The 21,504-nt window shown below is 63.9% G+C and carries 18 protein-coding genes; 9 read left to right on the forward strand and 9 right to left on the reverse strand.

Translation table 11 applies throughout. The annotated features are described in order from the left end of the window. Positions 1 to 42: 42 nt before the first annotated feature. The 7 genes from FCU66_RS39875 to ftsZ all read right to left on the reverse strand — a co-directional run bounded on the left by FCU66_RS39875 (position 43) and on the right by ftsZ (position 8,098). Positions 43 to 1,320, reverse strand: a complete 1,278-nt coding sequence (locus tag FCU66_RS39875; RefSeq protein ID WP_136617510.1) for an amylo-alpha-1,6-glucosidase — start codon at positions 1,318 to 1,320, stop codon at positions 43 to 45. Continuing rightward, positions 1,317 to 2,381: an ABC transporter ATP-binding protein gene (locus tag FCU66_RS39880; RefSeq protein WP_136617511.1), complete on the reverse strand. Its 1,065-nt coding sequence runs from the start codon at positions 2,379 to 2,381 to the stop codon at positions 1,317 to 1,319. The genes FCU66_RS39875 and FCU66_RS39880 overlap by 4 nt, the downstream gene beginning before the upstream one ends. Before the next feature lie 21 nt (positions 2,382 to 2,402). After that, positions 2,403 to 3,248 carry a carbohydrate ABC transporter permease gene (locus FCU66_RS39885; RefSeq protein WP_136617512.1) on the reverse strand — a complete coding sequence of 282 codons (846 nt, stop codon included), beginning with the start codon at positions 3,246 to 3,248 and terminating at the stop codon, positions 2,403 to 2,405. Next, positions 3,245 to 4,057, reverse strand: coding sequence for a carbohydrate ABC transporter permease (locus FCU66_RS39890; RefSeq protein ID WP_136617513.1), 813 nt, complete (start codon positions 4,055 to 4,057; stop codon positions 3,245 to 3,247). Before FCU66_RS39890 ends, FCU66_RS39885 begins: the two co-directional genes overlap by 4 nt. A 175-nt stretch (positions 4,058 to 4,232) precedes the next feature. After that, complete coding sequence (locus FCU66_RS39895; protein ID WP_136617514.1) at positions 4,233 to 5,504, reverse strand: ABC transporter substrate-binding protein; 1,272 nt, start codon at positions 5,502 to 5,504, stop codon at positions 4,233 to 4,235. A gap of 36 nt (positions 5,505 to 5,540) precedes the next feature. Continuing rightward, entirely contained in the window at positions 5,541 to 6,584 is a 1,044-nt protein-coding gene (locus FCU66_RS39900) for a substrate-binding domain-containing protein (protein ID WP_136617515.1), read from the reverse strand. A 476-nt stretch (positions 6,585 to 7,060) separates the two neighbouring features. Next, a complete protein-coding gene (ftsZ, locus tag FCU66_RS39905) occupies positions 7,061 to 8,098 on the reverse strand; it encodes a cell division protein FtsZ (protein ID WP_136617516.1) in 1,038 nt (345 codons plus the stop codon). Positions 8,099 to 8,498: 400 nt separating this feature from the next. Between ftsZ and FCU66_RS39910 the strand changes: the two genes are divergently transcribed. Together FCU66_RS39910 and FCU66_RS39915 are read left to right on the forward strand one after the other, a co-directional pair. Further along, positions 8,499 to 9,197: a GntR family transcriptional regulator gene (locus tag FCU66_RS39910; RefSeq protein ID WP_136617517.1), complete on the forward strand. Its 699-nt coding sequence runs from the start codon at positions 8,499 to 8,501 to the stop codon at positions 9,195 to 9,197. A gap of 429 nt (positions 9,198 to 9,626) precedes the next feature. Continuing rightward, a complete protein-coding gene (locus FCU66_RS39915) occupies positions 9,627 to 10,982 on the forward strand; it encodes a glutamine synthetase family protein (RefSeq protein WP_136617518.1) in 1,356 nt (451 codons plus the stop codon). Positions 10,983 to 11,086: 104 nt separating this feature from the next. Here FCU66_RS39915 and FCU66_RS39920 read toward each other — a convergent pair whose 3' ends face one another. Together FCU66_RS39920 and FCU66_RS39925 are read right to left on the reverse strand one after the other, a co-directional pair. Continuing rightward, on the reverse strand, positions 11,087 to 11,776 hold the full coding sequence (locus FCU66_RS39920) for an SDR family NAD(P)-dependent oxidoreductase (protein ID WP_136617519.1): 690 nt from the start codon (positions 11,774 to 11,776) through the stop codon (positions 11,087 to 11,089). A 152-nt stretch (positions 11,777 to 11,928) separates the two neighbouring features. After that, the gene (locus tag FCU66_RS39925; protein WP_136617520.1) at positions 11,929 to 12,789 is read right to left on the reverse strand and encodes a MurR/RpiR family transcriptional regulator; all 861 of its coding nucleotides are present in this window, start codon (positions 12,787 to 12,789) and stop codon (positions 11,929 to 11,931) included. 176 nt (positions 12,790 to 12,965) lie between these two features. On the opposite strand from FCU66_RS39925, the gene murA reads away from it, so the two are divergent. From murA to FCU66_RS39960, 7 genes are all read left to right on the forward strand, one after another. Then, entirely contained in the window at positions 12,966 to 14,222 is a 1,257-nt protein-coding gene (gene murA, locus FCU66_RS39930) for a UDP-N-acetylglucosamine 1-carboxyvinyltransferase (RefSeq protein ID WP_136617521.1), read from the forward strand. Continuing rightward, positions 14,219 to 15,100: a glucosamine kinase nucleotide-binding domain-containing protein gene (locus FCU66_RS39935; protein WP_136617522.1), complete on the forward strand. Its 882-nt coding sequence runs from the start codon at positions 14,219 to 14,221 to the stop codon at positions 15,098 to 15,100. Before murA ends, FCU66_RS39935 begins: the two co-directional genes overlap by 4 nt. A gap of 181 nt (positions 15,101 to 15,281) precedes the next feature. Continuing rightward, complete coding sequence (gene murQ, locus FCU66_RS39940) at positions 15,282 to 16,205, forward strand: N-acetylmuramic acid 6-phosphate etherase (RefSeq protein WP_136617523.1); 924 nt, start codon at positions 15,282 to 15,284, stop codon at positions 16,203 to 16,205. Between the two features lie 122 nt (positions 16,206 to 16,327). Continuing rightward, positions 16,328 to 17,845 (forward strand): ABC transporter substrate-binding protein, encoded by a 1,518-nt coding sequence (locus FCU66_RS39945; protein WP_136617524.1) that lies wholly within the window; start codon positions 16,328 to 16,330, stop codon positions 17,843 to 17,845. A 34-nt stretch (positions 17,846 to 17,879) separates the two neighbouring features. Then, positions 17,880 to 18,839 carry an ABC transporter permease gene (locus tag FCU66_RS39950; protein ID WP_136617525.1) on the forward strand — a complete coding sequence of 320 codons (960 nt, stop codon included), beginning with the start codon at positions 17,880 to 17,882 and terminating at the stop codon, positions 18,837 to 18,839. Then, positions 18,839 to 19,678 carry an ABC transporter permease gene (locus tag FCU66_RS39955; protein ID WP_136617526.1) on the forward strand — a complete coding sequence of 280 codons (840 nt, stop codon included), beginning with the start codon at positions 18,839 to 18,841 and terminating at the stop codon, positions 19,676 to 19,678. Before FCU66_RS39950 ends, FCU66_RS39955 begins: the two co-directional genes overlap by 1 nt. After that, complete coding sequence (locus FCU66_RS39960) at positions 19,675 to 21,423, forward strand: ABC transporter ATP-binding protein (RefSeq protein ID WP_136617527.1); 1,749 nt, start codon at positions 19,675 to 19,677, stop codon at positions 21,421 to 21,423. The genes FCU66_RS39955 and FCU66_RS39960 overlap by 4 nt, the downstream gene beginning before the upstream one ends. The last annotated feature ends 81 nt before the right edge of the window (positions 21,424 to 21,504 follow it).

Below are 21,504 nucleotides of genomic sequence, written 5' to 3' on the forward strand. Positions count from 1 at the left end.
GTCCTGCCGGACATCTCCCCTACACGGGGGGAGATCGCGACTTCACGCCCCCCTTAAAAATTCGATCACCATCGCCGCCGTCCAGGTGAAGCGGCCGCCGCCGAGCGGATCGCCGGTGAGCGGGTCGTAATATTCGGCAAAGCCGCTTTCCCGGATCAGATCCACGCTGGATTGCGTGATGCGCCGTGCCGCGTCGTTGTGGCCGGCGGCGGCAAGGCCGTCTGATATCATATAGTTGACCACCAGCCAGACCGGACCACGCCAGTAGCGCTTGGCGTCGAAGCGTGGATCGTCGGGATCGTGCGACGGCACGACATAGCGCGCCTTGGCGGCAAGGCGTTCGACGGTTGCGGCCAGCGCAGCTGTGCGAGCCTCCGGTATGGCCGCGAAGGCCGGCAGGATGCCGCCGACCGAGGCACTGTCAATCAGTTTTCCGGTGACGCGGTCGAGGCAGAGATACTGGCCGCGCGCATCGCTCCACAGCCGCTCCATCGCCGCCTGGCCCTTTTCAGCGCGAGCACGGTTGGCGCTGGCAATCCCGGTTTCGCCCAGCACTTGCGCGAGATCGGCAAGATCGGCGCAGGCGCGGATCAGGATGGCGTTGAAGCCGGGATCGACGACCTGGAAGGGCGAGGCGTCATGCAGCCTTGCGTTGTCCCAGCCAAGCCCGCGAAAAAGCTGCAGCAGCCAGATGTAGCGGTCATACTGCCCTTGTGTCGGACGGTGTGCCGGGTCGGCGTGCAGGATGTCGCGGCGCGTGTAGGGTTCGACGCCCTCGGTCGGCACACGCTCGAAGGCATCGTCCCAGTCGATCGAATTGTCGCGGCCGGATTCCCAGGGATGGATGATGGCGACCAGCCCCTCGCCTCTGGGGTCGCGGTTTTCGTAGAACCAGCGGTGCCAGGCGTCGATCTTCGGCAGCAGCGCGCGGGCCCGCTCCGCAGCCAGTTTCTTGTCCCTGGCGCGGTCGAACAGGCGGCGCACGGCAAAGCCGGCAACGGCGGGCTGGGTAATACCGGAGGTGGCCGTCGGACGGCCGGTCCGCCAGACATCAGGGCCGGGAAAATAGCCGTCGCTCCAGACATGGAAGACGATGTGCGGCACCATGCCATCCGGCCACTGATGCGCGAACAATGTCTCGATCTCGGTCCAGGCGCGCGCCTCGTCGTAATGGGCAAGGCCGAGCGCGGTCAGGCAGGAATCCCAGTTCCACTGGAACGGATAGAGGCCCTTTGTCGGGATGGTGTAGGCGCCCTGATCATTCTCTTTCAGCACCTCGACGGCGCGGGCGATGATGTCACTGGTGGCAGAAGCAGTCATGGACGATTCAGGACTTTCGCTAAAAGGGCGTTGGTGGTTTCGGGATCGAACCAGCGGATGCGGTCGGGTTTGGGCGCCAGCCGCAGATGATCGCCGACCTGGACGCCAGCATTCGAGTCCAGGATGGCGCGAAACAGGCCGCCCTCGACATCGCAAGTGACCAGCGTGTGTGGTCCGAGCGGTTCGATGACCCGCACGGTGGCGTGCAAGCCCTCGCTGCCGGCATCGACATCCTCGGGGCGGATGGCGAATTCTATTCTCTGCCTGTCCGATTTAGGGCCCGGCAGTGTCAGGCCGGCGACGGTCCAGTCTCCATTCGCGGCTTTCGTCGCCGGGATAAAATTCATCGGCGGATTGCCGATGAACGAGCCAACGAAGCGCGCGGCCGGATTGCGGTAGACCTCGACGGGAGACGCGGCCTGGACGATGCGGCCCTGATGCATGACGGCGATGCGGTCGGCGAGGCTCATCGCCTCGACCTGATCGTGCGTGACATAGATGGTGGTGGTCTTCGATGCGGCAAGCACGCCCTTGAGTTCGGCGCGCATTTCCAGCCGCAGCAGCGCGTCGAGGTTCGACAGCGGCTCGTCCATCAGGATGACGTCGGGCTCCATGGCGAGCGCCCGGGCGACGGCGACGCGCTGGCGCTGGCCGCCGGAAAGCTGGCCCGAATAGCGCTTCAGCAATTGCTCGATATGCATGAGTTCGGCGGTGCGGGTGACGCGCCGCTCGACGTCAGCCTGCGGCAATTTCTTCATGCGCAGGCCGAAGGCAATGTTCTCGAACACGGTCAGGTGCGGAAAGACGGCATAGTTCTGGAACACCATGGCGATGCCGCGGTCGCGCGGCGGCAGATGGTCGACGCGGCGGCCGCCGATCCACACCTCGCCCTGGCTTGGCGTCTCCAGCCCGGCGACGATCCTAAGCAGCGTGGTCTTGCCGCAGCCCGAGGCGCCGAGCAGCACCATGAATTCCTGGTCTGATATGGTGAGGTCGACCTGATGCAGCGCGGTGAAGCCGCCGAAGCGTTTTGCCACCCCCTTGATCGCAATTTCAGCCATGAGCGGTCTCCGTGCCCTGCGTCATCGGTTGGCGATCCCCCACATGGCGAACAAATATTTTCGAACGGCAAAGATGAAGATCAGCGCCGGCACGACCAGTGCCGCGCCGCCGGCGAATTTGAGATAGAGCGGCGATTCACCGAGGCTCTGCAGCAGGAAGGCGGTCAGCGTGCGGTTCTCGATGGTGAGCACGGCGGCGGCAAACACCTCATTCCAGGAGATGGTGAAGGCAAACACCGCCGAGGCGGCAATGCCGGGCAGCGCCAGCGGCAGGATGACCTTGCGAAAGGCCTGCCATCGTGTGCAGCCGAGCGTCCACGCCGCCTCCTCGAGCTCGACGGGAATGCCTGAGAACAGCGAGAAGGTGATCAGCACGGCGAAGGGCAACGCCAGCGTGGTGTGGACCAGCGCCAGCCCGATGGCGGTGTCGTCGAGGCCGGTGCGGATGAACATCACCGCCAGCGGCAAGGCCAGCAGCGGCAGCGGGAAAGCGCGCGTCATCAGCACCAGGAAGCGGAAGGTCTCCTTGCCTGGAAAATCGAAGCGCGACAGCGCGTAACCAGCCGGCGCACCGAAGCCGATGGCGAGCACCATCGTCAGGCTGGCGACCAGGACCGAGTTCCACAGCGCCCTGGCGACGCCAGCGAATTCGATGAAGAAGGACAGGCTGCCAAAATCAAAGGACGGAAAGAAACGCTTGGGAAAGGCGGTGACCTCACCCGGCGACGATAGCGCGTTGACGATCAAGAGGTAGATCGGCAGCAGCACCCAGACGCAAAGCAGGATGGCGGTGGCGATGAGCAGCCAGTCGCCAGCCTTGCGCGCATCGGCGACTGCTGCGACCGGCACTTCGGCAACGGCGCTCATATGCGCGCCTCCTTCGGCACGCGCAGCACCCTGAGGAAAAACAGCGTGAAGCCGATCGAGATGGCGAGGATGAGCAGCGCCGAGGCGGCGGCGACATTGCGATCCTGCAGCGTGAATTGCCAATTGTAGGTCTCGCCCATCAGCACCGGCAGGTTGGTGCCGCCAAGGGCTGCGACGACGGCAAAGACCTCGAAGGCGAGAATGACGCGCAGGATGATTGCCGTCTGAAGGCTGGGGCGAAGCAGTGGCAGCGTGATGCGCAGGAAGCGCTGCCACGGGCTGGCGCCAAACACTTCCGCCGCCTCGTAATATTCCTTGGGGATCAGGCCCATGCCTGCGACGAGGATGACCATCATGATTGCCGTGGCCCGCCAGATTTCGGCGAGCGCCACGGCGATGAAGATGGTCAGCTTGCTCTGGTAGCCGAGGAACATGATCGGCTTGTCGACAACGCCAAGGCTGGAGAGCAGCGTGTTGAGGAAGCCGGACTGGTCGAAGATGGCGAGCCAGATCAGGCCGGCCGCGAGATCGGAAATGCCTAGCGGAATGGCGAAGACATAGAGTGCCGCACTGCGCCCGGTCTCGAGCCGCGACACCACGCTCGCCATCAGCAGCGCCATGACCAGCTGGATCGGCACGACGATCGCCGCCAGCAGCAGCGTGTTGCGGACGGTGACGGGGAATTTCCAACTGCCGGCCATGGTGCGGAAATTGTCTAAGGTGAAGGCGCCGTCGCGGGTCACCGCCTCGAAGGCGACCAGCGCGAACGGATAGAGGAAGAAGATGCACAGGAACAGCGTCGCCGGCATCAGAAGCGATAGGGCAGAGCCTTGCCGTGCATGGCGTGTCCTTTGAGGCGGTGCGGCCAAGTGGTGCGGTTTGGGCGCCCGAAGTGCAACAAACTCCGGGCGCCCCTCGGGAGGATTCTACTTTTGTCTGACCATGATCTTTTCCGAAAACCGGCTTCCACTTTTCATGGTCTGCCTATTCTACCGGGCAAGCGCCGTCGGATGGCTTGTCGGGCGCCCAGCATGGCGCCTTGGCCTGGTCGATGATCGCTTTGAGCGCCGTCGCTTGTTCGCCGAGCACGCCATGCACGTCCTCGCCGCCGAGCACGATGCGCTCGAAACTGTCGGTGTAGACCTGGTTGAATTTGCCGCCGAGATCGCCAAGCCCCATCGGCAGCAGCGCCGGCAGTGCATCGGGAGCACCGGTCATGGTGGCAATCGCCGGGCCGAAGGCCTTCACCGAGGCCGGCATGTCGTCGGGCAGCTTGACGTCGACGACCGGGAAGAAATTGGTTGCCTTGAGCGTCGCGATCTGGGTTTCCGGCTTCAGCATATAGGCGACCAGCGCCTTGGCCTTGTCGATGTCGGGCGAGGTCTTCGGAATGGCGACGCCGGCCACGACAGGCATGAAGCCGCGACCGGCCGGGCCGGCCGGCGCCGGGAAGGCAACGAACTCGTCCGGCTTCTTGTTGAAGGCATCGGCAAGCCGCGCGACATGGTCGAACGCTACCCAGACTTCACCTGACAGCAACGGCTCCTGCATGAAGGCGTAGTTGGTCGAGTTCGGGTTGGTGTACTGCCAGAGTTCCTTGAACTTGTTCCACGCGGTCTCCGCTTCCGGTGAACGGAATTTGGTCACCATCGAGCCGGTGTAGGACGGGTAGAGGAAACCTTCGAAGAAGCGGTGCTTGAGCCCCTTGGGACCGGCGGGAAAGCCGAATTTCGGCGAGCCGGTTTTCTCGGCGATGTTTTTCGACCATTCGATCAGCTGATCGTAGGTGATGGTGTTGAGATCGACACCTGCCGGCAGATATTGCAAGGCCTGCTTGTTGGCCGCCATCAAATAGGTGGCCTGCATCCATGGCAGGTATTTCTGCTCGCCGGTGCCGAGCATGCCGAGCTTCTTGTAGGCCTCGTTGACCTTGACGCCGCCGACATCGACGCCTGTGAGATCGACAAGGTTCGTGCCGACAGTCGAGAAATCGCCATGCAGCCCGCCCAGCAGGCCGATGGTGCCGGTGCCTGCCTGCAGTTCAGCCTGAAGGCGGGTGAGCCAGGGGCCATCCTCGGCGACCTGATAGTCGACGGGGCCGTCAAAGCCTTTCAGCACCTCGTCGCGCATCTTCTGGGTTTCCTCGACCGGGCGCGCCTGCGTCGACCAGAACAAAACCTGCTGGGCCTGCGCGCCACCTGCGGCAAGCGACAGTGCCAGCGCGGCACCTGCCAGTGTCTTCAATGCTTTCATCATGGTCTTCCTCCCTGGATTAGGCGCCGTCAGGCGGCGTCAGCTTCTTGTCTGCGGTGCCGGTCCGTGGCTGGCGCGCGCAACCAGCGTCGGCCGGATCAGCCGCGTCAGCGGTGCGGCAAGCCTTTCAGCGATGATTGTGAGCAGCATGTCGGCGATCTCGCGCGCGCATTGGCGGATCGAGGCATCGAATGTGGTGAGGCCCGGCGGCGCGTAGGCTGATGCCGCGATGTTGTCGAAGCCGATGACGGAGAGGTCGCGCGGCACGCTGAGGCCCGCGCGAGCGGCCTCCTCCATCACGGTCAGCGCCAGTTCGTCAAACAGCGCGACGATGGCCGTCGGCCTGTCGGGGGCCTGCAGCATCCGGTTGACGACGTGGATGCGGGCCTCGTGATCGAAGCGCGGCGCCGTCACCACATCAAGCCGCACCGACGGATCACCGCGACGAGCGATGGCGGCGGCAAGGCCGTCTTGTCTGAGATGCCGGAAGGTCATCGGCTCGGAAATCGTCACCAGGCCGAAATGGCGGTGGCCGAGATCGTAGAGCATGTCGAAAGCTTCGCCGAAGGCATGGGCGCCGTCGGTGTCGAGCCAGTTGTAGCCGAAGTCGCTGTCGAGCAGCCGGCCATGGGCAACGAACGGAAAGCCGCGCTCGCGCAGATAGGCGAGCCGTTCGTCGACCTCGGCGATGCGCGTGACGACGACGCCATCGGCCCGCCCGGATTCGACGACGTGGCGCAGCACCGACAGTTCCGAATGGCCAAAGGCCGCGGTGGCCAGGATCAGGTCGGCGCCATGCGACACCAGCCCTTCGCCAAGCCCGGTGACGAATTCGCCAAGGAAGGAATCGACAAGGTTCGGCCCGCGGATCGGCAAGACCAGGCCGACGAAGCCACTGCGGCCGGAGACAAGCGTGCGCGCCGCGGTGTTGGGCACGTAACCAGCCTGACGTGCCGCTTGCGCGACACGCTCGCGCGTCTTCAGCGCGATCTGTTCATGGCCGGCAAGCGCCCGCGACACCGTCGTGATCGACAGGTCAAGGCTAGCCGCAAGCTCCTTGAGCGTGATGACGCGGGTCGTCATCGTTCCTCCCTCGAACGAATTTGAAACGTTTGTAATTGTCTTTCGCAAAATTGCAAACGTTTTAAATTTTGAACCAAGGCTGGCTGACAAGCAATCCAAACATCGGCGTGGTGGAGTTTGGGGCGTGCCCTGGCGATTGGCGGAACACCGTCACTTCGTCATCCACGGGCGGAGCAAGGAGCGCGGCGACGCAGCGCAGACCCGAGGATCCATGCCGCGACTCCAACGCGCTGCTGCGGTGCGGAATTCTGCTCCGCTGCTCTCTGCGATTAAGGTCGCGGCATGGATCCCAGGGTCTGCACGACGCCGCTTCGCGGCTGCTCCGCCCAGGGACGACGACATTGGGGAAGCTCGGCCGAGTGCTGAGGTGGTTCATCGAAACGGACGATGACCAACAGGCCTCTCGTCCGTCAAATCCTCTGTGCAGCGCTACCAGGGCTCCGCAAGCAGTCCGACCAACGAGTATCGGGCAGATCCTATTGCAGCGTCCGCGCTGGCGGCTGGCCGGCGTGGTCGCGCGCGATGCCGGCATCGGCATCCTCCACACCAAACGCACGGTCGAGGCCCGTCGCCACCACCGAGACCCTGAAGCGGCCTTCCATGCTCTTGTCGAAGATCGCGCCGACGATGATGTCGGCGTCCTCATAGACCTCTTCGCGAATGCGGGTCGCGGCCTCGTCAACCTCGAACAGGGTCATGTCCCTGCCGCCCGAGATCGAGACCAGGACGCCCTTGGCGCCCTTCATCGACACTTCGTCGAGCAACGGGTTGGCGATCGCGGCTTCCGCCGCCTTCATCGCCCGGCCCTCACCGGAGGCCTCGCCGGTACCCATCATGGCGCGGCCCATGTCGCGCATCACCGATTTCACATCGGCGAAGTCGAGATTGATCAGGCCTTCCTTGACGATGAGATCGGTGATGCAACTGACGCCGGAATAGAGCACCCGGTCGGCGATGACGAACGCATCGGCGAAGGTGGTCTTGGCATCGGCGATCCTGAACAGGTTCTGGTTCGGGATGACGATCACCGTATCGGCGCTCTCGCGCAACCGCTCGATGCCTTCTTCGGCCATCTGCATGCGGCGCCTGCCTTCGAAGGCGAAGGGCTTGGTGACGACGCCCACCGTCAGGATGCCGGCCTTGCGCGCCGCCTGGGCGATGATCGGCGCTGCACCGGTTCCCGTGCCGCCGCCCATGCCAGCGGTGACGAAACACATATGCGTGCCGGCCAGATGATCCATGATCTCGTCAAGCGATTCCTCGGCCGCGGCGCGGCCGATCTCGGGGAGCGATCCGGCGCCCAATCCTTCGGTGACGTGAGCGCCAAGCTGGATCAACCGCGTCGCCTTCGACATGGTCAGCGCCTGCGCGTCGGTGTTGGCGGCGATGAACTCGGTTCCCTGAAGCTGCTCCACGATCATGTTGTTGACGGCATTGCCGCCGCCGCCGCCGACGCCGATAACGGTGATCTTGGGTCTCATCTCGGAGATTTCGGGCTTCTTGAACTCGGCCATGCCTGTTTCTCCTTCGTCAATTGCGCGCACTTCACGACCCACCCGCAGACTGCCTTGGGGGTATTGCAATCGAGCGGCATGACGCGAATCAGTCCGTTCGGATGGGTACCCCAAAAAGCCAGAGAGCGGCCAGAGGTGCAAGTGCGCGCAAGGTCAAGATTTGTGATGACGGTTTTGCACAGCGTGGCAAAGGTACCGCGCGCCCAACAATCAAGCCGCCAGGCCTTGGGTGCAACTACCGGCAGGCTGACAAGCTGGCTTGCCGCGCAACGATCGAAGCGTCTATCATGCGTTGATAAATCGCTGACTTCGGCGTTCTCGCCGCGATCGGCTAGGCAAGATTATCTGCGGCTGTTGTCGTCGGGGTCAATTTCAGAACGAATGAAGTAGCCCACCGCCAATGGCCGACAAAACACAATTCGGGTTGACCGCCGTCGACACCGTTCCCTTGCATGAGAAAGTCTATCTGGAACTCGTGCGAGCACTGATGTCCGGCCAGTTCGCGCCGGGCCAGAAGCTGACCTCGCGAAAACTCGCCAAGGAACTCGGCACCAGCGACATGCCGGTGCGCAGCGCCTTCATGCGGCTTCAGGCACTGCGCGCGCTCAGCCCGATGCCGAACGGCAGCGTGGAAGTGCCGGTCATTTCGGCCGAACGGTTTTCGCAGTTGAGCGCCGTGCGCACGATCCTCGAAGGCTCGGCGACCGAGCTGGCGACAAAACGCATCAACGGCAACAATCTGCGGACCATCCGACGCCACTGCACCGACCTGACCCTGGCGGCCCGCAAGGGCGATATCGACGATTACCTGCGCAAGAACTACGCCTTCAAATTCTCGATCTATCGCCATTGCGGCAACGAGCAGATGATCTTCCTGATCGAGACCGTATGGATGCAGGTCGGCCCGTTTCTCAGGAACCTTGCCATGGGGTTCGAGGATGACCTCGCCTCCATTCTCGACATCGACTATCACGAGGAAGTCGTCGCGGCGATCGAGGCCCAGGATGGCGAGCGCGCCCGCGCGGCCATCGTGCGTGATATCGACGAAGGCGCCTCGCACATACTGCAGCAGGCCAGATTTCCGAAGATGAGAAGCTAGAACTGCGGCGCGAAGGATTTGACGCGTTGGATCGGAGGCCTGTTGGCAGTCGGGAATTTCATCGTTCATCGCGGTGGACCATCAGAGGCATTCGCGATTGGCCGACGCCCTCCCCACCGTCGTCATCCACGGGCGGAGCTGGAGCGAAGCTCCGTCGCGAAGACCCGAGGATGACGATGCGACGGGCGTTTGCGTCCGATATCGCAGTTCAAATGCCCCTTGGCTTTCCGCCCTCCAGCCGCTATGTTGCGATCGCAGATCGCGCAATTGGTTTTGAAATGCCTCCCGACATCCCAGCTAGTGACTTGAAAAAATAAGGAAAAGGCCTTGGCGACAGCCAGGTCCGTTTTCGAAAACTCACAAGCTATCTTTACCAGGGACAGTGCAGCCGATCAGGCTGCGGGATCTTCAAAAACCAGAGGTTATAAATTGAGCGATGCAATTGCGGACGTTTTAAACTGGCTTGAAAGCAGAACCGACATCCAGAGCCTGAGGGCCGCGGTGTGCGACCTCAACGGCATCATGCGTGGCAAGCGCATTCCGGTCGAGCAGGCAAGGAAGGCGCTGGAGGGCAAGCTGCGCATGCCTTATTCGCTGATCGGACTCGATATCTGGGGCGAGGATATCGAAGGCAACACGCTGGTTTTCTCGACCGGCGATGCCGATGGACTTTGCCAATGGACGGGGCGCGGCATTCTGCCGGTGGCCTGGACGGCTCATCCGACGGCCCTCATCCCGCTCTGGCTCGCCGACGAAAACGGCGCGCCCTATCTCGGCGACCCGCGGCGGGCGCTGGCCCGCATCCTCGATCGCTACAAGGCTTTGGGCCTGACCCCTGTCGCGGCAACGGAACTCGAGTTCTACCTCGTCGATCCGCAATCGCAGCGGCCGGTCGGACCTGTCTCACCGGTGACCGGGCGCCGTCTCGATTCCGACGCGGCGCTGTCGATCGACGAGATCGACGACTTCGAATCCTTCATCCATGACGTCTACGAGGCCTGCCGGACGCAAGGCATTCCCGTCGACACGGCCATCGCCGAAAACGGTGTCGGTCAGTTCGAGATCAATCTGAACCACGTCGCGGACGCCTTGCGGGCGGCCGACGATGCGGTGCTGTTCAAGCGCACGGTGAAGGGCATTGCCCGCAAGCACGGCTTTGCCGCCTGTTTCATGGCCAAGCCCTATGGCGACCGCGCCGGCAACGGCTTTCACGTCCATTTCAGCCTGGTCGACACCGAAGGGCGCAACGTCTTCGACGACGGCACCGATCAAGGCTCGGAGATCATGCGTCATGCGGTCGGCGGCCTGCTGGCGGCCATGGCCGAGAGCACGCTGGTGTTCGCACCACACTTCAATTCGTACCGCAGGCTGCGGCCAAGATCCTACGCGCCAACCGCGGTCGCCTGGGGTTATGAGAACCGCATGGTGGCGATCCGCATTCCCGGCGGACCGACCGCTGCGCGCCGTATCGAGCATCGCGTTTCGGGAGCGGACGCCAATCCGTATCTGGTGCTTGCGGCCATATTGGGCGCCGCGCTGACAGGCATTGAAAGACAGTTGTCGCCTGGCGATCCGATCGGCAGCGATGCCCAGGGACTGCCGCCGGCAAAGCTGCCGCCGGACTGGGCGTCGGCGATCGCCGCCTTCGAGAGCGGGGCGCATGTGGCGGAGATCTTCCCGGCAATCCTGCGCGACTCTTTCGTTGCCTGCAAACGCCAGGAGCTGAACACGTTCGCGCTCAATGTCAGCGATTTCGAGATCGAGACATACCTCGAAAGCGTTTGAGGCCCGACCGACCAACAGAGCCCGGCATTCGGTCCGGCCAACCTCCGAGCAGCCGCAAAGCAAGGGTTTGCGACGCGGCCGCTCTTAGGCGATCAGCTGGATTGTCAAAACGTCTCGACCCAGGGCCGCAGCTCGAGCTCCGAGCTCCAGGTGCTGCGATGCTGGCGATGGGCAGCGAGATAGGCCTCGGAGATGGCGTCCGGCGACAGCCGACGGTCCGGCCGGTCGGGATCGGCTGCCTGACCGGGCGGCTCGATCTGGCCGTCGATGATGAAGTGGGCGACGTGGATGTTCTTCGGGGCGAGTTCGCGGGCCATGGACTGCGCCAGGCCGCGCAGACCGAACTTCGGCATGGCAAAGCCGGCCGAGCCGGAAAATCCCTTCACACTGGCGGTGGCGCCGGTGAACAGGATCGATCCCGAACCCCGGACAAGCAGCCGGCGTACTGCCTGCTGGCCGACCAGGAAGCCGCCATAGGCGCCGACCAGCAACGCCTGTTTGACCGCTTCGGCATCGAGTTCGGCGATCGGGCCGCGCGTGCGCGCGCTGGCGTTGAACACCGCAAGCGCCAGCGGGCCGGCCTTGTCGGCGGCGTCGAACAGCCTGGCGACGGACGCAGCGTCGGCGACATCCGTCTCGACGGCCAGCGCACCGGTCTCGTCGACCAGAGCGCTCAGCTTCTCGACGTTGCGGGCGGCCAGAACCACGCGAAAGCCTTCCCGGGTGAGAAGGCGCGCAAGCGAGGCGCTCAGACCAGCGCCTGCGCCTGCAATGACGGCCACATCGGATGTCATGATTTTTCTCTCCTTGCGGATTTCGGCGGAAGCGTTGCCAGATCAGGCAGGGTCGCGCCTTCGCAGCTGACGGGCAAGAGGTGGCATCGCTGCAGTTGTTGAGCCAGACGGCTGCGGAACCGGCGTTGCGCAGTCCGGTATCGCCTGTAGCGCTACGACGACCGCTCGGCCTTCAGCACCGAGACCGCCGCTTCGCTGTTGTGGACATACTCATTGGCATCCGGCTGCTTCTGCACCAGCAGGATGAACAAGAGATCGGTCAGCGTCAGCTGCGCGTCGCGCGCGGTGATGGAGGACGAGCGCGCCCGCTCTTCGTCGGCGATGGTGTAGAGGCAGATGTCGGCGACCCGGCTCAGCGGATTGTCATGCAGGCCGGTGACGGCGATCACCATGGTGCCGCGCTTGCGGGCAAGCTCGGCGATGCGCAGGGTTTCGATGCTGGCGCCGGAATAGGAGAGTGCGAACAGCACGTCGCCCGGCCCGAGCGTCGAAACATTGGCCATCTGGATGTGGCTGTCGCTATCATGCAGGACGTTGCGGCCGAGCTTCATCAGCTTGTAGGAGAAATCGCGCGCCACCAGCGAGGATGCACCGACGCCGACCAGATGGATGCGGCGCGCGCCATCCAGCAGTTCCAGCGCCCTGGAGATGATCCGCTCGCTGTTGGCCTCGGCGGTCCGCTGCATCGACAGAAGCTTGCTGCCGATCAGCTTCTTCAAAATGACCTGGTAGCCGTCGCCGACCTCGATCGAGCCGTGGATCATGCCGGCCGGCACCTGCCATTCCTGCGCCTTGGCCTCGCTGACGGCGAGCTTGAGTTCCTGATAGCTGGCATAGCCGAGCTTCTGGCTGAACTTGACGACGCTCGACTGGCTGCGGCCGATCTCGGCCGCCAGAGCCGCCGTTGACAGGCGCAGCATCTGGTCGGGATTGTCGACGATGTACTGGCCGATCTCACGATCGCCAGGCGCCATGCCGTCGAGCTTCACATTGATCCTGTTCAGGACGGACACGGGATTTCCTCGCGCTTTCAGGTGCCGGGCTAAGGAATAAAATATTCCAATTCCGATTGACAGCCAAGAACGTAGAATTAATTCTCGAACTGGACCGAGCCAAAATCCGGGATTCGGAGCAGCATCTCCGCAGCCGCCCGAGTGTGGCCGGCTTTCGTCGCACAAGGTTTCAGCCCATGGACAAATTGCGGATCGTCGGCGGACAAAGACTGGAAGGCGCGGTCACCATATCCGGCGCCAAGAATGCTGCCTTGCCGCAGATAGCGGCCGCCCTGCTAAGCCCCTACCCGCTCGAACTGACCAATCTGCCTGATGTGACCGATGTCGAAAACATGCTCGGCGTGGTGCGGCTGCACGGCGCCGAGGTGACACGATCGGCGCATGCCGCAACGATCGACACCAGTGCCGCCGTTTCCAAGGAGACGTCCTACGACACGGTGCGAAAGATGCGCGCGACGGTGCTTGTTCTGGCGCCGCTGCTGGCCCGGTTCGGCCATGCCAGGGTTTCGCTGCCGGGCGGTTGCGCGATCGGCGCGCGGCCGGTCGACATGCATGTCGCGGCGCTCGCGGCACTGGGCGCCAGGATCGCCATCGAGAACGGTTCGATCGTCGCCTCTGCGCCGAAAGGGCTCACCGGCACGCGCATCGTCTTGAGCTCGCCATCGGTCGGCGCGACGGAAACCGCTGTGATGGCAGCGACCACGGCCAAGGGCGAAACGGAGATCCTCAACGCGGCGCGCGAACCGGAAGTGGCTGACCTCGCCGCTTGCCTCACCGCCATGGGCGCGCGCATCGAGGGTGCCGGCACGCACCGCATCCTGATTGCCGGCGACACCAACTGGCATGCAGCCACGCACGACATCATCCCCGACCGGATCGAGGCCGGCACCTATGCCATCGCCGCGGCGATCACCGGCGGACAGCTGGAACTGACGCATGCCCGGCTCGAGCACATGGCCTCGGTGGTGCAATTGCTGGAGGCCACCGGCGTCAGCGTCTGGCCCGGCGACCGCGGGCTCATCGTCTCACGCGACCGGCCGCTCAGGGCCGTCGACCTCACCACGGAACCCTATCCCGGTTTTCCGACCGATCTGCAGGCGCAGTTCATGGCGCTGATGTGCTGCACTGACGGCGCATCACTGCTGCGCGAAACCATCTTCGAGAACCGCTTCATGCATGTTCCCGAACTGATGCGGCTCGGCGCCAACATCAAATTGCAAGGCACCACAGCGCTGGTGCGTGGCGGCGAGACACTGCATGGCGCGCCAGTGATGGCCACCGATTTGCGCGCATCGGTGTCGCTGGTGCTGGCCGCACTTGTCGCCGAGGGCGAGACGACCATCAACCGGGTCTATCACCTCGACCGCGGCTATGAACAACTGGACCGCAAGCTGCGCCTGTGCGGCGCAGACATCGAGCGGCTGAGCGCATGAGCGGCGGCGCGGATTATTTTCTCGGCGTCGACGGCGGCGGCACCGGTTGCCGCGCCCGCATCGAGGACGCGGACGGAGCCGTGCTGGGACAAGGCCTGTCCGGCCCAGCGACAACGCGGCTCGGCATCGACGCCGCCTGGGCGTCGGTCGCGAAAGCGTTTGGCACGGCAATCGAGGAAGCTGGCTTCGGGGCTGCGGAGATCGCCCGGATTCATGCCGGCATCGGCCTTGCCGGCATCGGCCGCAAGGGCGCGCTGGAAGCACTCAGGGCGATCGCGCATCCGTTTGCCAGCATCGATTTCGTCAGCGACGGCGTCGGCGCCTGCCTTGGCGCGCATTCGGGCCAGGACGGCGCCATCGTCATTGCCGGCACGGGCTCGATCGGCCTCGGCTTCGTCGAAGGCCGCGACCTGCGCGTCGGCGGCTACGGCTTTCCGATCTCCGACGAGGGCAGCGGCGCCGACCTTGGCCTGAAGGCGGTGCAATTGGCGTTGCGCGCGCATGACGGAAGGCATGAGCGGACAGCACTGCTGGCCGAGGTGATGCAGCGTTTCGAGGGTGACCCGATGGAAGCGGTCGCTTGGATGGATCGGGCAACCGCAACGGACTATGCGGCCCTGGCGCCGATGGTGATGCGCCATGCCGATCAGGGCGATCCGGTCGGGCGGCGCATCGTGCAAAGTGCGGCCGAGCAGATCGATACGCTGGTGAGGGTTCTGTTCGAGAAAGGCGCACCGCGCGTGACGTTGCTGGGTGGCTTGTCCAGCCCACTTGAGCCTTGGCTCTCTCCCGATGTCCGGCGCCGCCTGAAGCCCGCCGACGGCGACGCCGTGTCGGGCGCGATCATCCTTGCCAAAAGGTCTCTCGACGGACGGTAGCGCCTTGTCGGAGAAGGAATAAAATATTCCAAATTTCTGTTGACGACACGAATATCCAATTCTAAAAAGTTAACAAGAGAAAACAGGGTAGCGACCGCGACCCCTTTGGTCCGGGTGCGCTGGTGCTGGTCGATGAGCTTTGCTCTTCCGGCTGTGCCGCATGGTTTTTGAAAGCATTGGAATGACCGAACAAGGGTTGATGTCCGAGCTGGACCGGCTGGTTTCCGAGGGCCGGAACCCGAGGACGATGGACATCGACCTGCTGTCGACCATCGACGTCCTGCGCAAGATCAACGATGAGGATCGGGCCGTCCCGGCGGCTGTCGAAAAGGTCCTGCCTGAAATAGCGGCCGCGGTGGACCGCATCGTGCTGGCCTTCCAGAAAGGTGCACGGCTTGTCTACATGGGCGCCGGCACCAGCGGGCGGCTCGGGGTTCTCGATGCATCGGAGTGCCCGCCCACCTTTGGCGTGCCCGAAGGCATGGTGGTCGGCCTGATCGCCGGCGGTCCCGATGCCCTGGTGCGATCGACGGAAGGCGCCGAGGACGATCCGAAAATGGGCGCCAAGGCATTGCAGGAGATCGGGCTCACATCGGACGATGTGGTGGTCGGCATCGCGGTCAGCGGCCGTACGCCCTATGTCATCGGCGGGCTGAACTATGCCAAGCAGGTGGGCGCAACGACGGTTGCCCTGTCCTGCAATCCGGCGTCGACCATTGCCGGCATCGCCGACATTGCCATCTCGCCGGTGGTCGGCCCGGAAGTGCTTACCGGCTCGACCCGGCTGAAGTCGGGAACCGCGCAGAAGCTGGTGCTCAACATGCTGACCACCGCCTCGATGATCCGCATCGGCAAGAGCTATGAGAATCTGATGGTCGATCTTAACCCGTCCAACAAGAAGCTTGTCGCCAGGGCGATCCGGATCGTCATGCAGACGACCGGATGCGCTGCGCAGCAGGCCAAGCAGGCGCTCGGCCAGACCGGCAATGATGTGAAACTGGCGATCCTGGTGACGATCACCGGCAAGGGCGTCGAGGAGGCACGCACGGCGCTCGGCAAGGCCGGAGGCTTCCTGCGAAAGGCAATCAGCAACGAGACAGGATGAAGCGCATGAGACAAGACGGCGTGAAGCCGCATAGACTGGGCCGATACTCCAAATCATGTGTGTCTTGGAAGCGGTCGGCAGAAACTGCAAGGCATCAAGTCAAATCAGAATGGGAGACGAAAATGATAGGGCATCTCACAAGAACACTGCTGTCAGGCATCACGCTGGCCGCGATGCTCGGCATCGCCACGGTTTCGACGCAAGCGGCAACGCTGCACATGGCCTGGTCGCAGGACGCAACCGGGCTTGACCCGCACAAGCAGACGGCCTTTTCGTCGCTGCGGCTGCTGGAACTGATCTATGAGCCGCTGGTGCGGGTTGACGCCAGCCTGCAGATCATCCCCGCCATCGCCACCTCCTGGGAGTTTTCCAAGGACGGCAAGGCGCTGACCTCCAAGCTCGATCCCAAGGCGAAGTTCCAGGACGGCACTGCGGTGACCTCGGCCGACGTCAAGGCGTCGTTCGAGCGTATCCTCGACGAGAAGACAGGGGCGGCCGCGCGTGCCAATTTCCTGTCGATCGCCAGCATCGACACGCCGGATCCGGCCACCGTCGTGTTTCATCTCTCGCAGCCCGATGCGCCGATCCTGACGGCGATGAGCGACGTCAACGCGGCCATCGTTCCGGCAAGCGAAATCAAGGCCGGTTCGATCGGCACCAAGGCGGTCGGCTCCGGCCCGTTCAAGCTCGACAAATGGGACCCCAACGCCAAGGAGGTTTTGAGCGCCAACAAGGATTGGGCCGGCGGTGCTACCGGCGTCGATGGCATCGAGATCAGCGTGCTTCCCGATGAAGCGGCGATCCTCGCCGCCATGCGCACCAAGCAGATCGATTTCGCGCTGCTCAACGACCCGCTGGTCGCCACGCTGGTGCCGAAGGAGGCCAGCCTGCAGCTGAACCGCGTACCGGTGCTCTCCTATCACGTGCTGCAGCTCAATCCGTCGCGCAAGCCGATGACCGAGCTCAAGGTGCGCCAGGCCATCTCCTGCGCTATCGACCGGCAGGAGGTGCTGGACACCGCCTCGCTCGGCGAAGGCAAGGTCACCGGCCCGCTGACTATCCCGGCGCTCGCGACCGACCCCAGCCAATTGTTCTGCTACAAGCGCGACGTCGAAAAAGCCAAGAAGCTGATGACCGAGGCCGGCTATGCCGACGGCTTTTCCGCGACCGTGATCGGTGCCACCGGCGAACCGCCGACGGCGGCGGCGGAAGCCCAGGTCATCCAGTCGCAGCTGGCCGAAATCGGCGTCAAGCTCGACATCAAGATGATGGAGCTCAACGTCTATGTCGACGCCTGGCTGAAAGGCGATTTCGACATGGCGATCGCGCTCAATGGCGGCCGGGCCGACCCCTACACCATGTACAACCGCTACTGGACCAAGGCGGGCAATCTGCAGAAAGTGGCGAACTACATCGACGACACGCTGGACAGCCAGATGCAGCAAGGCCGCGCCGAGACCGACCCGGCGAAGCGCAAGGTGATCTTTGCCGAATTCGAGAAGCACCTCGCCGAAATGTCGCCGTGGATCTGGCTCTACACGTCCTACAGCTATACGGCCCAGCAGAAGAACATCGTCGGGTTCGTGCCGACGCCGACCGGCACGCTGTTCAGCCTGAGCAAGGTTACCATCCAGCAGTAGCTACCGCCGGCATTGGACGAGAGGACTTCTTCGCGTGAACTATCTGATGCGACGACTGGCGACGTTTCCTCTCGTCCTGCTTGGCGTGTCCATCCTGGTCTTCGTCGCGATCCGGATGGTGCCGGGCGATTCGATCACGGCGATGCTGGGGACCGAAGCAGGCCTGCTCACCCCGGCGCAGCGGGATTCGCTCGCCGCCTATTTCGGCATCGACCAGCCCTGGTTCGTCCAGTACTGGCGCTGGATCGGCGGTATACTGCACGGCAATCTCGGCATCTCGGTCACCTATGGCAGGCCGGTGCTCGATGTCATCCTCGAGCGCTTCCCGCTGACGCTGGAATTAGCCGTGCTGTCGATGATCATCGCGCTCGCCGTCGGCATGCCTGCCGGGATCTTCGCCGCCACGCACAATGAGAAACTGTCCGATCTGGGCGTGCGCATCGTCGCCATGATCGGCCAGTCGACGCCGAGCTTCGTGCTTGGACTGCTGATCATCTACACGCTGTCGGCCGGCTTCGGCGTGCTGCCGGCGATGGGCGAATTCGCGCCGCTGTGGCAGGATCCCTTGCGCAATCTCAGCCAGCTGATCCTGCCCGCCATCACGCTCGGCTTTGCCTTCGCGGCCTCGGTCACCCGCATCTCGCGTTCGGCGATGCTCGACGTGTTGAGCGACGACTATGTCCGCACCGCGCGCAGCAAGGGCGCATCGGCGCGCAGCGTCATCTGGCGCCACGCTCTGCCCAACGCGCTGATCCCGGTCGTGACGCTGAGCGGCATCGAATTCGGCTACCTGCTGGGCGGCGCCGTCATCGTCGAGCAGATCTACGCCCTGCCCGGCCTCGGGCGCATGGTGCTCGACGCGATCCTGCAGCGCGACTACGCGCTGGTGCAGGGCAGCGTGCTGTTCATTGCCTTCAACTTCATGATCGTAAATCTCCTTGTCGACCTCGCTTATGTCGCGCTCGATCCACGCATCCGGCTGGGAGAGTCCTGATGCGCATCCTGCGCGCCATCTTCAGCCACGGCAGCGGCCGCATCGGCGGCGTCATCGTCGGCGTCTATCTCGTGGTCGCCATCCTCGGCATGCTTGGGCTGACGCCGCACAACCCGATCACGCAATTCCGGGTGGACCGGCTGCATGCGCCCAACGGCGCCTACTGGATGGGCACCGACCTGTTCGGCCGCGACGTGGCCAGCCGGCTGATGGCGGGGATCGGCCAATCGTTTACGGTTGCCTTCTTCTCTGTCGCTTTCGCCACCCTTGCCGGCACGGTTCTAGGACTGGCTGCTGCCTGGCTCGGGCGCCGCTGGGACGGCATCGTCATGCGGATCATGGACGTCCTGCTGGCCTTCCCGGCGATCCTCTTGGCGCTGCTCATCGTCACCGTTGCCGGGCCGGGCACATGGACCAGCATCGTTGCCATCGGCATCGTCTACACGCCGATCTTCACCCGCGTTGTGCGCGGCCCTGCTTTGTCGCTCAAGGCACGTGAATTCGTCGACGCCGCACGCACCTTCGGCAGCAGTTCGAGCTATATCGTGACGCGCCACCTGCTGCTCAATCTGGTGGCGCCATTGACGGTTCAGGTGACGCTGGCGTTGGCCTGGTCGCTTCTGACCGAAGCCGGTCTGAGCTTCCTTGGCCTTGGTACACAGCCGCCCGCCGCCTCCCTCGGCCTGATGCTGAGCGACAGCCGCAATTTGATGGAGACGGCACCCTGGCTGATGATCTTCCCGGGTCTGGCGATCATGATCAGCATTCTCGGTTTCAACCTGCTTGGTGACGCCTTGCGCGATATCCTCGACCCGAAGATGCGGAGAGCGCCGGCATGATCCCGCTTCTCTCCATTTCGGATCTGCGCGTTGGCTTCGGCCGCAATCCGCAAGCCAATGAGGTGGTGCGCGGCATAAGCTTCGACCTCGCCGATGGCGAAACACTTGCCATCGTTGGCGAAAGTGGCTCGGGCAAATCCGTCACCGCTTTGTCGATCAACCGGCTCATCGATTTCGGCGGCGGCCGCATCACCGGTGGCGCCATGAAGCTGAAACGCGCCGACGGCAGCCTCTTCGACCTGATGACTGCCACCGAGCCGCAACTGACCGGCATTCGCGGCGCCGAGATCGGCATGATCTTCCAGGAGCCGATGACCTCGCTCAATCCGGTGCTGACTATCGGCACGCAGATCGAGGAATCGTTTCGGCTGCATCGTGGGCTCACCGGAAGACAGGCCACGGCAGCGGCCAAGGATGCGCTCGACCGCGTGCGCATTCCCGATGCCGCGCGGCGGCTGAAATACACGCCCAACCAGCTGTCGGGCGGCATGCTGCAGCGGGTGATGATCGCCATTGCGCTCGCCTGCAATCCACGCCTGCTCATCGCCGACGAGCCGACGACGGCGCTTGACGTGACGGTGCAGGCGCAGATCATGGCGCTGCTGGCCGAACTGAAGCGGGAAACCGGCATGTCGATGATCTTCATCACGCATGACATCGGCCTGGTCGCCGGCATCGCCGACAAGGTGATGGTGATGCAGAGCGGACAGGCGGTCGAACAGGGCGAGTTGAACCAGATCCTCGACAATGCGCAGCACCCCTACACACAGCATCTGCTGCGGGATGTGCCGCATTTCACCAACGGCAGCACGACACGCGCGGACGGGAAGCGCGACAAGGGCGCGAGCACAGAGCCGGCCTTGAAGGTCGACGGCCTGGTGGTGCGGTTTCCGCTGAAAAGCAGTTTCTTCAGCCGTGCCACCGGCGCGGTGCATGCCGTCGACGGCGTCGACTTCGACCTGATGCCGGGCGAGACGCTGGCCATCGTCGGCGAAAGCGGTTCGGGCAAATCCACCACCGCGCGCGCGGTGCTCGGGCTGGTGCGGTCGACGCGCGGCAGCTTCTCGGTCGGCGCCCGAAAAGCGTCAGCCGAGCAGAGCGCCCTGCCCGTTCAGATGGTGTTCCAGAACCCTTATGCCTCGCTCAACCCGAGGCTCAGCATCGAGAGCATCCTGGCCGAACCGGTGATCGCCACCGGCGGCCGCGTGGATGCTGCAACGAAGGCCAGGATGGCGAGCCTGCTGGAACGCGTCGGCCTGCCCAAAAACAGTCTGGAACGCTATCCCCACGAATTCTCCGGCGGCCAGCGGCAAAGGCTGTGCATTGCCCGCGCGCTGATGTTGAACCCGTCAGTCGTGGTTCTGGATGAGGCGGTGTCCGCGCTCGATGTCTCGGTGCAGGCCAAGGTGCTGGAACTGCTGGTCGACCTGCAGCGTGAGTTCGGGCTGGCCTATCTGTTCATCTCGCACGACATGGCGGTCGTCGAGCGGATCGCCCATCGCATTGCCGTCATCTATGCCGGCCAGATCGTTGAGATCGGCGATGCTACGTCGGTGCTGTCGAAGCCGAAGCATTCCTATACGAAGAAGCTGATTGCCGCCGTGCCGACCATCGACCGACGGCACGAGCATTTCGAGATCGACACGCGCCAGGTGCCGTCGCTGGTGCGCCCGGAAGGGTTTGAGCCGGCGCCGGCGCGGTGGGAGCAATTTGGCGGGGATCATATGGCGAGGATGGAAGCGTGACGGGTGCCTGCGCATTTCCAGACTTGGCGGGACAGCACCCCCCTCTGCCCTGCCGGGCATCTCCCCCGCAAGGGGGGAGAT

Origin of the sequence: Mesorhizobium norvegicum (genome assembly GCF_004919685.1) — a bacterium.
GTDB lineage: Bacteria > Pseudomonadota > Alphaproteobacteria > Rhizobiales > Rhizobiaceae > Mesorhizobium > Mesorhizobium norvegicum.